Below are 14025 nucleotides of genomic sequence, written 5' to 3' on the forward strand. Positions count from 1 at the left end.
GGGGCGCCGGGCGAATTCGCGGGGGCGGGGACTTGCCGGATCCGATAAACCGAATACAGTTCGGTTCGTAACCGTCATCCAGGCCCTTGGAGGACCCCGTGGCCGAGGCATACATCGTCGGCGCAGTACGCACCCCCGTCGGCACCAGGAAGGGCGCCCTGGCCGCCGTGCACCCTGCGGACCTGGGCGCGCACGTGCTCAGGGAACTCGTCTCCCGGACCGGGGTGGACCCGGCCGCGGTCGAGGACGTCATCATGGGCTGCGTCAGCCAGGTCGGGCCGCAGGCGCTCGACCTGGCCCGCACCGCCTGGCTCTCCGCGGGCCTCCCGGAGTCCGTCCCCGGCGTCACCATCGACCGCCAGTGCGGCTCCTCCCAGCAGGCCGTCCACTTCGCCGCCCAGGGCGTCATGTCCGGCACCCAGGACCTCGTCGTGGCCTCGGGCGTGGAGAACATGGGCATGGTGCCCATGGGGGCCAACGTCCAGTACGCCCTCGACAACGGGCTCGGCCTGTACGGCGACGGATGGGTCGAGCGCTACGGCCACCAGGAGGTCTCCCAGTTCCGCGGCGCCCAGCTCATGTGCGAGAAGTGGGGCTTCGAGCGCGAGCGGTTGGAGGAGTTCGCGCTGGAGAGCCACCGGCGCGCGGCCCGGGCGCTGGAGGCGGGCCACTTCGACGAGCAGATCGCCCCCCTGGCCGGGGTGGAGCGCGACGAGGGCGTGCGCCCCGACACCACCCTGGAGAAGATGGCGGGCCTGAAGCCGCTGCGCGAGGGCTGGGCGCTCACCGCCGCCGTGGCCAGCCAGATCTCCGTCGGCGCGGGCGCGGTCCTGATCGCCTCCGAGCGGGCGGTCGAGCGGCACGGCCTGACCCCGCTGGCCCGGATCGTGCAGCTCTCACTGGTGGGCGACGACCCCGTGTACATGCTCACCGCGCCCATCCCGGCGACCCGGATCGCCCTGGAGAAGGCGGGCCTGGGCATCGACGACATCGACGTCACCGAGATCAACGAGGCCTTCGCCCCGGTGCCGATGTCCTGGATCCAGGAGTTGGGCGCGGACCCGGCCAAGGTCAACCCCAACGGCGGCGCCATCGCCCTCGGCCACCCGCTGGGCGCCACCGGCACCGTGCTCATGGCCAAGCTGGTCGCAGAGCTGCACCGCACCGGCGGCCGCTACGGCCTCCAGACCATGTGCGAGGGCGGCGGCCAGGCCAACGTCACCATCATCGAGCGGGTCTAGCCCCTCCGGGCCGCGCTGCCCGTGTGCTCGCGGATGCGCGAGCACACGGGCCCCTCGCGTGGCCCGGGGGCGACGGCGGCGCCTAGCGTCCGCCGGAGGCCAGCGCCGGGCCGCCGACGCCGTTGGACAGGCCCAGCCAGGCCGCCATCTCGGTCAGCTGCTCGACCAGTTCGGCCAGCGTCTCGGCGGGCGCGCCGTCCTCCAGCGTGATCCGCTGCGCCAGCAGGGTCCCCGAGGCGCGGTCCGCCTTGAGGTCCACCCGCGCCACCAGGTCCTCGCCCAGCAGGAACGGCAGCACGTAGTAGCCGTGCACCCGTTTGGCGGCGGGCACGTAGATCTCCAGCCGGTACCGGAACCCGAACAGCTCCTCCGCCCGGTCGCGCGTCCACACCAGCGAGTCGAACGGGCTCAGCAGCGCCCGCGCCCGCACGCCGCGCGGCACCCGGGCGTCCCGGTGCAGATAGGCCGTGCGGTCCCAGCCCCGCACCCGCACCGGCACCAGCTCACCCGCCTCCACCAGGTCGGAGGCGGCCGCCCGGGACTCGGTGGACTTGAGGCGGAAGTAGTCGCGCAGGCACGCCTCGGTGGCCACCCCGTGGGCGCGGGCCGCGATCGACACCAGCTCCCGGTGCGCCTCCTCCGGGGTGGTCTCCGGCGCCGCGTACACCTCCGGCGGCAGCACCCGCTCGGGCAGGTCGTAGAGCCGCTCGAACTGCGCGTTGCGCCCGTTGGAGGTCAGGTCGCCCACCCAGAACAGGTACTCCAGGCACCTCTTGACCTCGGACCAGTTCCACCCCCAGTGGTCCTTGGCGCGCGGCACGTCGTGCGCCAGCGCCGCCTCCACCTGCCGGGCGCTGGCCGGGCCGATCCGCACCACCTCCTCCAGCACCGCCTTGACCAGCTCGGGCTTCTCCTCCCGGATGCGGTCCATCCACCCCACGCGCTCCTGGGCGCGGTTGCGCTCCATCCGGTGGCGCATGAGCTGGCGGGTGGAGGGCGGCACCAGGCTGGCCTCGTGCGCCCAGCACTCCACCAGCCGCGCGGCCCCCGACCCGGTCGCGGAGGTGGTCGCCCGGTCCAGCAGGGCGGTGTCGTAGGCGCCCATGCGCGCGAAGACCGGCAGGTACTGGCTGCGGGCCAGCACGTTCACGCTGTCGATCTGGAGGATTCCCACCCTGCGCACCACCCGCGCCAGGTGGGCGAGGGTCGGCTTCCCGGCGGGCCGGGGGTCGCTGAACCCCTGCGCGGCGAGCGCGATCCTGCGCGCCTGGGAGAGGGAGAGTTCCGCGTCGCGGCGGGGGTGCGGTTCTGCCATTGCGCCACCGTAACCCCGACCGCCGACAGTCCGCCCCTCCGGGCCGCGGGACCCGTGCGCCGGACCGGCGGGGAGCGCCGAAAAACCTTTGACCCAATGCGAACCTCCGGGGGTGGAAAGCCGTCCAACAGAGCGCGACGACGACCACCGGGCACGTGCCGGGAGTCGCGCACGCCCCGGTGCGGAGGACGGCCGCACCGGGGCCACGACCGTTCCCGTGCCCCGCGCCCCCGAGGAGCGGGGCACGAACGGTCGCCTCCTCGCATTCTCCCCGACCGGAGCCCCGTGCTCCCGTTGTCCACAGGGCTGTTTTCTCCTTCCCCGTCGCGTGCCCGCCCGCGCGGCGGGATGTCCCCCCGATGCGACAGCATGTCCGTCATGGACAGTTTCGAGGAGTACCGCGACGCGGCCCGCAGGAGCGGCGTGCCGGAGCACGCCGTCGACACGGGCCTGCGCCTGGCCCGCCCCCAGATCGGGCTGGGTCCCGCCGACGGCGGCGGCGGGGTCCTCGCCGGGCGGTACGGCGGCCGCCCCGTCCTCCCACCGGACGTCGACTGGAACGGCTTCCCGGACCTCATCGCCTCCGTGGACTGCGCGGCCCTGCCCCGGGACGTGCTCGACTTCCCGCTGCCGCGGGACGGTCACCTGCTGTTCTTCGCCAACCGGTGCGACCCGGAGGGGTCCGCGGGCGACGGCGCCGTGGTCCACGTCCCCTCGGGGGCGGCCGCGGTCGAACGCGTCCCCGACGAGGGCACCCCCCACACCGATCCGTACCCCCTCTACGCCCGGACTGCCTGGAGCATGCCGACGGGTGCCGACGGCGCCGTCGTCGCGGACGGGGAGACCGAGCGGGTCTACCGGGAGCACCGGCTGGACCAGTACGACGGCTTGGAGCACGTGCGCCGGTCCGACCTGATCCTGGGCGGGTACGCCTACTCGCCGCAGGACCCGCCCTTCGTCCAGACCCCGGCGGACTACGAGCGGGACGGAGGGGAGCGCGTGCTGCTGGCCCAGGCCCACTACGGGATGTACGGCGCCCCCGGCTGGACCGGGTACGCGGTGTGGGTCATGTACCGGCACGACCTGGAGGCGATGGACTTCACGAAGGCGGTGGGCGGGGTGCTGGCCTCCCACCCCTGACGGCCGCGCGGGCGCCGCGGCGGCGCGGCCCGCTCCGCGCGGTCCCGGCGAGGCCGTGGGTGCGGTGGCGGACACGCGGGACCGGCTCCCCGGCGAGGCCGGTCCCGTCGCCGCCATGGCCTAGCCTTCTGCTGTGCGTATCGCGACATGGAATGTGAACAGTGCCCGGGCCAGGGCCGAGCGGATCGGCGCCTGGCTGGACCGGAGCGACGTCGACGTCCTCGCCATCCAGGAGACCAAGGCCCGGGACGACCAGTTCCCCGCCTCGGTCCTCACCGACCGCGGCTACGAGGTGGCCCACCACGGCCTGTCCCAGTGGAACGGGGTCGCGATCGCCTCCCGCGTCGGCCTGGAGGACGTGCGGATCGGCTTCCCCGGCCAGCCCGGCTACGGCGACCCCGAGGAGGCCGAGGCCCGCGCCATCGGCGCCACCTGCGGGGGCGTGCAGGTGTGGAGCCTGTACGTGCCCAACGGGCGCGAGGTCGACCACCCCCACTACGCCTACAAGCTCCGCTGGCTGGAGGCGCTGCGCGAGGCGGGCGCCGCCAGCCTGGCCGCCGACCCCGACGCCCAGATCGCCTACGTCGGCGACTTCAACATCGCCCCACGCGACGAGGACGTGTGGGACATGGCCGCCTTCGAGGGCAGCACCCACGTCACCGAGCCCGAGCGCGTGGCCTTCGACAAGCTGGTCGGCACCGGGTTCGACGAGGTCGTGCGCGCCTACGCCCCCGGCCCCGGCGTGTACACCTACTGGGACTACAAGGGCCTGGCCTTCCCCAAGCGCAGGGGTATGCGCATCGACTTCGTGCTCGCCTCCCCGGCGCTGCGCGACCGCGTCAGCGGCGCGAGCATCGACCGCGAGGAGCGCAAGGGCAAGGGCGCCTCCGACCACGCCCCGGTCATCGTGGGCCTGGACGGCGACGGCGGCGAGGCCGTGGCCAGGGAGGCTGCCAAGTGAGCGCCGCGGCGCCCCGCGTGGCGGTCTTCGGCAGCGTCAACATGGACTTGGTCGCCTACGTCGAACAGGTGCCCGCCAGCGGGGAGACGGTCACGGGCACGGCCTTTCGCCAGGTGCCCGGCGGCAAGGGCGCCAACCAGGCCGTGGCCGCGGCCAGGGCCGGGGCCGACGTGGCCTTCCTCGGCGCGGTGGGCGAGGACTCCTTCGGGGAGGACCTGCGCGCCAACCTCGTCGGCAGCGGCATCGACGTGTCCGGGCTGCGCACGGTGCCCGGGGCGTCGGGGGTGGCGCACATCGTCGTGGACGGCGGGGGCGGCAACTCGATCATCGTCGTGCCCGGGGCCAACGGCGAGGTCACCGGCGTGGCCGCGGGCGACCCCGGGATCATCGGGGGCAGCGCCGCCCTGCTGCTCCAGCTCGAACTGCCCGTGGAGGCGGTGGTCTCGGCCGCGCGCACCGGCCGCGAGCTGGGCGTCCCGGTCTACCTGACCCCGGCTCCCGCGCGCGAACTGCCCGCCGAACTCCTGGAGTCGGTGGACGTCCTGGTGCCCAACCAGCACGAGGCGGCCGCGATCACCGGCCGCGCCGAGCCGCGAGAGGCGCTGGCCGCGCTGCTGGAACTGGTTCCGGAGGTGCTGCTGACCCTGGGCGAGGACGGCTCGCTCCACGGCCGCAGAGGGGGCGAGCCGCTGCACGTTCCCGCGCGCCGGGTGGAGGCGGTGGACACCACGGCGGCCGGGGACGTCTTCTGCGGGTCGTTCGCGGTCGCCCGCGCGGAGGGCCGCACGCCGCAGGAGGCCATGCGGTTCGCCGCCGCGGCGGCCGCGCTCTCGGTCCAGCGGCACGGCGCCAGTTCGTCGATGGCCTCCCGGGACGAGGTCGAGGCGCTGCTGGGCGGCTGAGCCCGCCGCCGCCCCTCCCCGGCTCCCGCGGGGCCCCGGCCGTTCGGGCGCGCTCCTCAGGGCGCGTGCCCGATCTGGCGGAGGAAGGGGGCGGGGTCCTGGTTCTGGAGGCGCACCTCCAGCACGATGTCCACCGTGTCGCCGACCATGCGGCCTCCCCAGGGCACCGGCCCGCCGTCGCCCACGCCGAAGTCCGAGAGGCGGATCCGGGTCGTGGCGGAGAAGAAGTGGCCGTGGGTGTCCTCGGGGGAGGCGTAGTCGGGGGCCTCGCCCACCCACTGGGCGTCCAGCACGGTGGGCACGGTCGTGCCGTGGATGGTCAGGTCGCCGTGCAGGCGGAAGGCGTCGGGGTTGCGCCCGCCCGGTTCCATCCCGGTGGAGGCGAAGCGCAGCTCGGGGTAGTGGTCCACGTCCAGGAAGTCGGGGGAGCGCAGGTGGGCGTCGCGCGCGCCCACGCCGGTGTTGACGCTGGCGGCGTCGAGGACGACCTCCACCGCGGACCGTTCGGGCTCCTCGGCGACGGCGACGCGGCCCCAGGCCCGGCCGAACGTGCCCTGTACCCGGCCGAAGCGCAGGTAGTGGGCGACGAAGATCAGGCTGGAGTGCAGCGGGTCGAGGTACCAGGTGCCGGGTCCGGGACCGACCTCCGCGGGGGCGGTTGTCATTAACGATTTCTCCCTTTTGTCTTATCTGAGGCTTTTGTCCACATACTTTAGGTCTGACGCCTGGACGGGGGACGGAGTTCCGGCCCGGTCGGGGGCGAGATCTTCGACTCGGTGGCCGCGCACGCGCTGAAACCGCCTCTGACGAGCCGGTTCGCCGCGTGTGAGATCCCCCGGGCGCTTCCCGGCGACCGGAACCGGTCAGCCGCACGACGGCGGAGTAACACGGCGGGTGAAGCGCCGCGCACCCACGGCCACCGGCGCGCACGCGAAGGAGGCCGGGGCGGCGCCGCCCCGGCCTCCTCCCGCACGCGCGCCCGGCGGGCCCGCGTGCGCTCCGCTACATGTGCTCGGGAGCCTCCACGCCCAGCAGGTCCAGACCCTGGACCAGGACCCGGAACGCCACCGCGACCAGCGCCAGGCGCGACTCGCGCTCGGCCTCGTCGGAGGCGGTCAGCACCGGGCAGTGCTCGTAGAAGGCCGTCAGGGACTGCGCCAGCTCGAACAGGTACGTGGACAGCCGGTGCGGCTGGAGCAGGTCGCCGACCTGCGCCACCACCGCGCCGAACTCCAGCAGCTTGAGGGCGAGGTCGCGCTCGGCGCCCTCGGAGACGCTGATGTCCCCCCTGGCCTGCGACAGCTCCAAGCCGCCCTTGCGGAAGATGGACCGGATCCGGGCCTGGGCGTACTGCAGGTACGGGCCGGTGTTGCCGGTCAGGGCCAGCATCCGGTCGAAGTCGAAGGTGTACTCGGTGTCGTGCGCGACCGACAGGTCGGCGTACTTGACCGCGCCGATGCCCACCTGGCGGGCGATCTCGGCCTGGCCCTCGGCGTCCAGGTCGGGGCGGTTCTGCGCGACCACCGCGGCGGCGCGCTCGATCGCCTCGTCCAGCAGCGCCATGAGGCGCACCGGGGCGCCGCTGCGGGTGCGCAGGATCTTGCCGTCGCCGCCCAGCACGTTGCCGATCTGCACGTGGACGGTCTCCACGCCCTCGGGCAGCCACCCGGCCTGGCGGGCGGTGGCCCACACCATCTTGAAGTGCATGGCCTGCGGTGCGCCGACCACGTACAGGATGCGGTCGGCCTTGAGGTCGTCCACGCGGTGGCGGACGGTGGCCAGGTCGGTGGTGGCGTAGCCGTAGCCTCCGTCGCTCTTGCGCACGATCAGCGGGACGGGCTTGTCCTCGCGGCCGGTGAAGCCCTCCAGGAACACGCACAGGGCGCCGTCGCTGATCTCGGCGATGCCCTTGGCCTCCAGCTCCTCGCACACGTCGGCGAGCGCGGAGTTGTAGCTGCTCTCCCCGGCCAGGTCCTCGTCGGTGAGGGTCACGCCGAGCTTGGCGTACACCTTGTTGAAGTAGACCTTGGACAGGCCGACGAGCTTGCGCCACAGGCGCAGCGTCTCCTCGTCGCCGCTCTGGAGGGAGACCACGCGGCGGCGGGCGCGCGCGGCGAAGTCGTCGGGTCCGGGGCCCGAGGAGTCGAACTTGCTCCGGGCCGCCTGGTAGAAGGCGTTGGGGTCGGTGGTGACCAGGTCCGCCTCGGGGGAGTCCTCGCCCACCTCCAGCAGGTGCTCGATGAGCATGCCGAAGGGGGTGCCCCAGTCGCCGATGTGGTTCTGGCGGATGACGTTGTGGCCCAGGAACTCCAGGGTGCGCGCGAGCGCGTCGCCGACCACGGTGGTGCGCAGGTGCCCGACGTGCATCTCCTTGGCCACGTTGGGCGCGGAGTAGTCCAGCGGGATGTTCTGGCGCTCCTGCTCGGGCACGCCCAGGCGCGGGTCGTCCAGGAGCCGGCGGGTCTGCTCGGCGATCCAGTCCTCGCGCAGCGTCAGGTTGATGAAGCCCGGCCCGCTGACCTCGACGTCGCGGCAGACGTCGGCCACGTCCAGGTGCTCCATGATCGCCGCGGACACCTCACGCGGCTTTCGGCCCAGTCGCTTGGCGAGCGCGAGCGCGGCGTTCGCCTGGTAGTCGGCGAACTGGGACGGGCGGATGACGGGGTCGGTGTCGGCGAACTCGGGGCCGAAGGCGGCGCCGAGGGCGGACTGGACCCGTCGCGAGAGTACTTCCTGCGGGTCGGCCATGCCCCAAGCGTACCGACCGGAGCCGCCCCTCCCGGCCCGTCAGCGCTCCTCGGTCTGCTCCGTGCCCCTTTGTCCCGGCGCCTCGGACTGGGCCAGGCGGTGCAGCCAGTTCGGCGGGCGGCTGTGCACCCGACGGCGGATCTGCTCCCCGATGCGGCCGCCCGCCAGGTCGTTGGCCAGCTGGCAGGCCCGGGCCACGCCCTTGGCCCGGCTGTCTCCGTGCGCGATCACCACGGTCCCGTTCAGGCCCAGCAGCGCGGCGCCGCCGTAGGTCTCGCTGTCCAGCCGCTCGCGCAGGCTCCGTAGCGCCTTGCGCTGCAACAGCGCGCCCGCCCTGGCCGCGGCCGAGGAGGTCAGCGCAGCCTGCACGGCCTCCATCGCGAACGCTGCGGTGCCCTCCACCGACTTCAGCGCCACGTTGCCGGTGTGGCCGTCGGTCACCACCACGTCCACCTTGCGCGCGAGCAGGTCGTGGCCCTCGATGTTGCCCCGGAAGTCCATCGCCGGGGGCCCCTCCGCTGTGGCCGCCAGCAGCTCCGTCGCCCGGCGCACGAGCTTGTTGCCCTTGCCCGGCTCCGAGCCGATGGTGAGCACGCCCACCCTGGGCCTGCGCACCCCGAACGCGGTCTGGGCGTACGCGCAGCCCAGGTGCGCGAACTGCACCAGCATCTCGGGCTTGGCGTCGGCGTTGGCCCCGGCGTCCACCATGATCGTGGGCGTCTCGCCGGTGGGAAGGGTCACAGCCAGCGCCGGGCGCAGGACTCCGGGCTGGGTGCGCAGCCGCACGGTGGAGGTCGCCACGATTCCGCCGGTGGAACCGGCCGAGACCAGGGCGTCGGCGTCGCCCCGACGGATCAGGCGGCAGGAGACGGCCGCGCTGGAACGGGGCCGCCGCCAGCTGGCCAGGGCGCCCTCGTGCATGGCCAGGTTGTCCTCGGCGTGCACGACGGGGATGTCGCGCAGCGCGCCCTCCTCGGCGAGCAGCGCGGCGATCTCGCTGCGCCGTCCCACGAGCAGGACGCGCAGGCCGAGTTCGCGGACGGCCAGCACGGCTCCCCGCACGATCTCGGCCGGCGCGTTGTCGCCGCCCATCGCGTCCACGGCGATGATCGGCGGGGACGAGCGCCGCGCGACGGACGCCTCCGCGTCGGGTGTACCAGTCAACTGTTCCCTCACGGGTGTGGTGGGCGGACGCGGTGACACGGTATCGGGTCGTGCGGTGGCGGCACCGTCGGGCACTTTCGTCTACTCATGCGAGGATACTTACCGTATGTCCAGGTCAGGACTGGACTTCCCGCATGATGGATAAAAGTCCCTAGACGGGGTATATCCGCTCGCTGCCCCGGAACGTGATCACCCTCCGGCGGCACGCGACAACCACATCGAACACCTCCCGGTGGTCCGCCGGTGCGCACGCGCGCCGGAACCACCGGATCAGGGCTGCCCGCACCAACCCGGCGGGCGCCCTGCTCACCCGCAGAAAGGAGAGGCGTGAGCGTTACGCCAGACGTGGCGACGTCCCCGTCCGCCGGACGTCGGTTTCGTGCCTACACGACGAAACACCTCGACGAGCTCACCGCGCGAGCCGGGCTCGCCGCCGACGAGCGGCTCGCCGTGCAGGCGGTGGCCACCGTGCTGCCGTTCCGGGTCAACAGCTACGTCGTCGACGAGCTGATCGACTGGGACGCGGCTCCCGACGATCCGATCTACCGCCTGGTCTTCCCGCAGGCGGACATGCTGCCCCAGGACGACGTGTCCCGGATCGCCGACCTGCTGCGCTCTGGCGCCCAGCGCAAGGAGCTGAACGAGGCCGCCAACCAGATCCGCGCCCGCCTGAACCCGCACCCCGCGGGCCAGATGGACCTCAACGTGCCCAAGCTGGCCAACGAGGAGCCCATCCCCGGCGTCCAGCACAAGTACAAGGAGACCGTGCTCTTCTTCCCCAAGCAGGGGCAGACCTGTCACGCGTACTGCACGTACTGCTTCCGCTGGGCCCAGTTCGTCGGCGACGCCGACCTGAAGTTCGCCTCCAGCGAGATCGACCAGCTCGTCGACTACGTCCGCTCGCACCCCGAGGTCACCAGCGTCCTGTTCACCGGCGGCGACCCGATGATCATGGGCGAGGGGGTCATCTCCAAGTACATCGAGCCGCTGCTGGAGATCGAGCACCTGGAGGCCATCCGAATCGGCACGAAGGCGCTGGCCTACTGGCCGCAGCGCTTCGTCACCGACCCGGACGCCGACGACACCCTGCGCCTGTTCGAGAAGGTCGTGGCCTCGGGCAAGAACCTCGCGTTCATGGCCCACTTCTCCCACCCCAACGAGATGCGGCCCGAGCTGGTCCAGGAGGCGGTGCGCCGCATCCGCGCGACCGGCGCCGTCATCCGCACGCAGGCGCCGCTGATCCGCACGATCAACGACGACTCCGCCGTGTGGGAGAGCATGTGGCGCACCCACCTGCGGCACGGCATGGTCCCGTACTACATGTTCGTCGAGCGTGACACGGGTCCGCAGGACTACTTCGCGGTGCCGCTGGCGGAGGCCTACGAGATCTTCCGCGGCGCCTACAAGAACGTCTCGGGACTGGCCCGCACGGTGCGCGGCCCGTCGATGTCGGCGACCCCCGGCAAGGTGTGTGTGGACGGCGTCACCGAGGTGGCGGGCCAGAAGGTCTTCGTCCTGCACTTCATCCAGGCGCGCGACCCCGAGCTGGTCGGCAGGCCCTTCTTCGCCGAGTACGACGAGAAGGCCGCGTGGCTGTTCGACCTCAAGCCCGCCCTGGGCGCCACCCACCTGCCGTGGGAGCAGCCCCCGGTCGGCGCGTCCGGCGGCCTGGTCGATCCCACCCGCCTGTAGCCACGACCCGGCGCCGCGCGCCTCGGTTCCGAAAGCCGGGGGAGGAGCGGACGGCGGTCCCGTCCCAGGGGAATTGGAGCGTCCCTGGGGCGGGCCCCGTCCGCCGCGCGCGGACCCGGACACAAGACGGAGCCCGGCACCGCGGTGGTGCCGGGCTCCGCTCGCGTCCGCGCCGTGGACGGAGTGCGGGCCGCCGGACGGGTTCGGGTAGTCACGGCGGCCCTCGACGCGGACCCTTTCCGGGATGGTCTGAGGGGCGGGGGAGCCGGGTCAGCTCAGGAGGGCGTCGAAGTCGCCGGTCTTGGCGCCGCGCACGAAGGCCTCGATCTCGGCGGGGGTGTAGACGAGGGCCGGCCCCTGGGGGTCGCGCGAGTTGCGCACGGCGATGTCCCCGTCCGGTAGGGCGGCGACCTCGACACAGTTCCCGTCCGGGTTGCTCCAGCTGCTCTTGGTCCAGACGACCTTCGGCAGGCTGCCGGCGGGAACGCCGTTGTAGATCGGATGCATCTCAACCTCCTGGAACGTGGGGGACGCGTGAGCGGGGTGTGTCCACACGCGGCGGTCCAGTCCACCGCGCCCGTTGTGTCGAACCCCCGGCCCCCACCGGGAAGACGACCCCGGGCATGGGAGGCCCTGTCCCCCGTTGGGCTGTTTCATCCCCGGTGCGAGCCAAAGCGTAGCTTATGCACGTGCATTCGTACTTACGGCGGTAAGTACTTATGCAAGCGCGTCAGGTGGTTCCCGGGCGGAACCGCACGTCACGCCCGACGCGTCGGGTCCGGAGGGGATCCGGCCCCCGCGGATCGTTGTCCGGTCGTGGCCGAAGGCGGCCATCGGGGGGCCGATTCCGTGTGCGCAAAGCGAACGCCCGGGCGCGGAGAGCGACCAGGCGTGGGGCGGCGGTGGGGGAGGCGGTCGGCGGGGCGGCTGGGCTCCCGGTGCGGGGGCCAGCGGGGGCCGACGGGTTCGGGGGGAGGGCGTCCCGAGGCGGGTACCCCGGTCAGGGGCTCGGGAACCGGCGGGCGGGGGCGGGGGTCAGGAGTAGCGCTCCAGGAAGCTGCGGAGGATCTCCTCCGTGGCAGAGGGCGGCGGCGCCTGGGTGGCGAGGTGGTCCATCGTCTGCGCGTAGCGGTGGGTGTCGTCGTACTTGTCGAAGTACAGGGCGCTGCTCAGCTGCTCCAGGTAGACCACGTCGGGCAGCTGGGGGGTGGGGAAGCGCAGGATGCTGAAGGGGCCGCCCGCGGCGGGGTGGCCGCCCATGGCGAAGGTGGCGATCTGGAGGGTGATGTTGGGACGGCGGGCCATCTCGACCAGGTGCTCGATCTGTTCGCGCATCACCCGGGTGTCGCCGTAGGGGCGGTGCAGCACGGCCTCGTCGACGACCGCCCACAGTCTGGGCGCGTCCGGTTCGACGAATCTGCGCTGGCGGCGCATGCGCATCCGCACACGACTGTCCACGTCCTCGTCCGAGGTGGCGGTCCGGGACAGGCGGATGACCGAGCGCGCGTAGTCCTCGCTCTGGAGCAGGCCCGGGACGAACTGCACCTCGAAGGTGCGGATGACCGACGCGGCCTCCTCCAGGCCGACGTAGACGCCGAACCAGTTCGGCAGCACGTCGCCGTACTTGTGCCACCAGCCCTGGGCGTTGGCGCTGGAGACCAGTCCGAGGAGGGCCTCGCGCTGGTCCGCCCGGTCCACGCCGTAGAGCTTGAGCAGGTCGTCCACGTCGCGGCGCTTGAAGCTGACCTGGCCCAGCTCCATCCGGCTGATCTTGGCGTGGGAGGCGCGGATGGCGTATCCGGCGTCGTGCCGCGAAATCCCCTTCTCCTGTCGCAGCCGCCTCAGCTGCGTTCCCAGGAGAATGCGCAGCACGGTGGGGCCACCGCTGGAATTGGCCAGGAAATCCTGGGTGACCTGTAGATTCGGTGCCTCTTCGGCGACCACATCGCCTCCTGTGCAACGGCTGTAGCGGCTTTGGTGCGGGCGACCGCTCAGTATACCCACGGGGTTCCGTTACGGACAGAGGCGGCCGGGGATTGGGTTGGGGCCTATCGGCCCCTTGCGGGTCTGGTGTAAACACGGATGCCCGTCTGTGAATTCTGCGCAGGGGATCTACCAATAAGGGCACTTCGTCCTATACCCTGGGCCGGACGTTGAGCTGCACGTGCATCTGTGTCTTACAGATGTAAGCCACGATGGCCCCGAGGACGGGGCAACCGACAGCGCACCCGTGAGGACCGTGATGAACGCAGAGCTGGTGTCCTCGGAGACCGACTCCGAGCCCTCCTGGAGCCGCCCCTCTCTCGCGGAGGCCTCCCGGGCACTCCTGGGCGGCTGGTGGGACGACCCACTGGGCCGCCTCTCGGTCGGGGAGCGTGCGCGGACCAGGGACGCCGCGGCGGGCGCGTTCGCGGCCTCGCCGGAGTCGGTGCGCCGGGCGCGCGAGTTCGCCTCCGGGGCCCTGGAGGAGTGGGGGTTCCGCGAGGAGCTTGAGGACGTCAGGCTCATCGTCTCCGAACTCGTGGGCAACGCCTGCCGCCACGCCCTCCCCGAGGGAGGCGCCCCTCGCGGCCGCGTCGTGGTCCAGCTGCGCCGCCTCGACGGCGGGCGGGGCGGAGTGGTGTGCATGGTCGCCGATTCCAGCGAAAAAGCCCCGGTCAGAGTGGACGCCCACCATTTCGCCGAGTCGGGCCGGGGGCTCGGCCTCGTCTTCGCTTTCAGTCGGGAATGGGGCTGGGAACCGGTGCGCGGCCGCGGAAAAATCGTGTGGGCGATATGCGGTGGTGAGGGCTGACGCACGCCTCCGAGGCGGTGCAGGAAAAGGACTTCGGGGCTGTGGACGGCACCGGACGGGCCGCCCGG

12 protein-coding genes are annotated in these 14025 nt (G+C 72.6%); 6 read left to right on the plus strand and 6 right to left on the minus strand.

Annotated elements, in window-relative coordinates; genetic code table 11:
• The first annotated feature begins 98 nt into the window (after nucleotides 1-98).
• A complete protein-coding gene (locus tag KGD83_RS04435) occupies nucleotides 99-1241 on the plus strand; it encodes an acetyl-CoA C-acetyltransferase (protein WP_212642650.1) in 1143 nt (380 codons plus the stop codon).
• Nucleotides 1242-1323: 82 nt separating this feature from the next.
• On the opposite strand, the gene KGD83_RS04440 is transcribed toward KGD83_RS04435, so the two are convergent.
• Nucleotides 1324-2556, minus strand: a complete 1233-nt coding sequence (locus KGD83_RS04440) for a winged helix-turn-helix domain-containing protein (protein WP_212642651.1) — start codon at nucleotides 2554-2556, stop codon at nucleotides 1324-1326.
• A gap of 369 nt (nucleotides 2557-2925) precedes the next feature.
• Here KGD83_RS04440 and KGD83_RS04445 point away from each other — a divergent pair, with 369 nt between their 5' ends.
• The 3 genes from KGD83_RS04445 (at nucleotide 2926) to KGD83_RS04455 (ending at nucleotide 5559) form a co-directional block, all read left to right on the plus strand.
• The gene (locus tag KGD83_RS04445) at nucleotides 2926-3696 is read left to right on the plus strand and encodes a DUF1963 domain-containing protein (RefSeq protein ID WP_212642652.1); all 771 of its coding nucleotides are present in this window, start codon (nucleotides 2926-2928) and stop codon (nucleotides 3694-3696) included.
• 133 nt (nucleotides 3697-3829) lie between these two features.
• On the plus strand, nucleotides 3830-4657 hold the full coding sequence (locus tag KGD83_RS04450; RefSeq protein WP_212642653.1) for an exodeoxyribonuclease III: 828 nt from the start codon (nucleotides 3830-3832) through the stop codon (nucleotides 4655-4657).
• The gene (locus tag KGD83_RS04455; protein WP_212642654.1) at nucleotides 4654-5559 is read left to right on the plus strand and encodes a ribokinase; all 906 of its coding nucleotides are present in this window, start codon (nucleotides 4654-4656) and stop codon (nucleotides 5557-5559) included. Before KGD83_RS04450 ends, KGD83_RS04455 begins: the two co-directional genes overlap by 4 nt.
• A gap of 56 nt (nucleotides 5560-5615) precedes the next feature.
• Here the strand turns inward: KGD83_RS04455 and KGD83_RS04460 are convergent, their stop codons facing one another.
• The 3 genes from KGD83_RS04460 to plsX form a co-directional block, all read right to left on the minus strand.
• Nucleotides 5616-6224 (minus strand): YceI family protein, encoded by a 609-nt coding sequence (locus KGD83_RS04460; RefSeq protein ID WP_212642655.1) that lies wholly within the window; start codon nucleotides 6222-6224, stop codon nucleotides 5616-5618.
• Between the two features lie 337 nt (nucleotides 6225-6561).
• The gene (gene argS / locus KGD83_RS04465) at nucleotides 6562-8307 is read right to left on the minus strand and encodes an arginine--tRNA ligase (RefSeq protein ID WP_212642656.1); all 1746 of its coding nucleotides are present in this window, start codon (nucleotides 8305-8307) and stop codon (nucleotides 6562-6564) included.
• A 39-nt stretch (nucleotides 8308-8346) separates the two neighbouring features.
• Nucleotides 8347-9471, minus strand: coding sequence for a phosphate acyltransferase PlsX (plsX, locus tag KGD83_RS04470; RefSeq protein WP_212642657.1), 1125 nt, complete (start codon nucleotides 9469-9471; stop codon nucleotides 8347-8349).
• Between the two features lie 345 nt (nucleotides 9472-9816).
• Here plsX and KGD83_RS04475 point away from each other — a divergent pair, with 345 nt between their 5' ends.
• Nucleotides 9817-11163 (plus strand): KamA family radical SAM protein, encoded by a 1347-nt coding sequence (locus KGD83_RS04475; protein WP_212644263.1) that lies wholly within the window; start codon nucleotides 9817-9819, stop codon nucleotides 11161-11163.
• A 270-nt stretch (nucleotides 11164-11433) separates the two neighbouring features.
• On the opposite strand, the gene KGD83_RS04480 is transcribed toward KGD83_RS04475, so the two are convergent.
• The gene (locus KGD83_RS04480) at nucleotides 11434-11670 is read right to left on the minus strand and encodes a DUF397 domain-containing protein (RefSeq protein WP_047868858.1); all 237 of its coding nucleotides are present in this window, start codon (nucleotides 11668-11670) and stop codon (nucleotides 11434-11436) included.
• A 528-nt stretch (nucleotides 11671-12198) separates the two neighbouring features.
• On the minus strand, nucleotides 12199-13035 hold the full coding sequence (locus KGD83_RS04485; protein ID WP_394358111.1) for a helix-turn-helix domain-containing protein: 837 nt from the start codon (nucleotides 13033-13035) through the stop codon (nucleotides 12199-12201).
• A gap of 370 nt (nucleotides 13036-13405) precedes the next feature.
• On the opposite strand from KGD83_RS04485, the gene KGD83_RS04490 reads away from it, so the two are divergent.
• Complete coding sequence (locus tag KGD83_RS04490; protein WP_212642659.1) at nucleotides 13406-13957, plus strand: ATP-binding protein; 552 nt, start codon at nucleotides 13406-13408, stop codon at nucleotides 13955-13957.
• Nucleotides 13958-14025 lie beyond the last annotated feature (68 nt).

This window comes from Nocardiopsis akebiae (assembly GCF_018316795.1).
In the GTDB taxonomy this organism is placed as follows: domain Bacteria; phylum Actinomycetota; class Actinomycetes; order Streptosporangiales; family Streptosporangiaceae; genus Nocardiopsis; species Nocardiopsis dassonvillei.

What these genes read in the sequence shown, in the direction of transcription:
- argS (WP_212642656.1), bottom strand. Translation starts at nt 8,307, where the DNA reads ATGGCCGACCCGCAGGAAGTACTCTCGCGACGGGTCCAGTCCGCCCTC.
- KGD83_RS04490 (WP_212642659.1), top strand. Translation starts at nt 13,406, where the DNA reads ATGAACGCAGAGCTGGTGTCCTCGGAGACCGACTCCGAGCCCTCCTGG.
- KGD83_RS04445 (WP_212642652.1), top strand. Translation starts at nt 2,926, where the DNA reads ATGTCCGTCATGGACAGTTTCGAGGAGTACCGCGACGCGGCCCGCAGG.
- KGD83_RS04480 (WP_047868858.1), bottom strand. Translation starts at nt 11,670, where the DNA reads ATGCATCCGATCTACAACGGCGTTCCCGCCGGCAGCCTGCCGAAGGTC.
- KGD83_RS04440 (WP_212642651.1), bottom strand. Translation starts at nt 2,556, where the DNA reads ATGGCAGAACCGCACCCCCGCCGCGACGCGGAACTCTCCCTCTCCCAG.
- KGD83_RS04460 (WP_212642655.1), bottom strand. Translation starts at nt 6,224, where the DNA reads ATGACAACCGCCCCCGCGGAGGTCGGTCCCGGACCCGGCACCTGGTAC.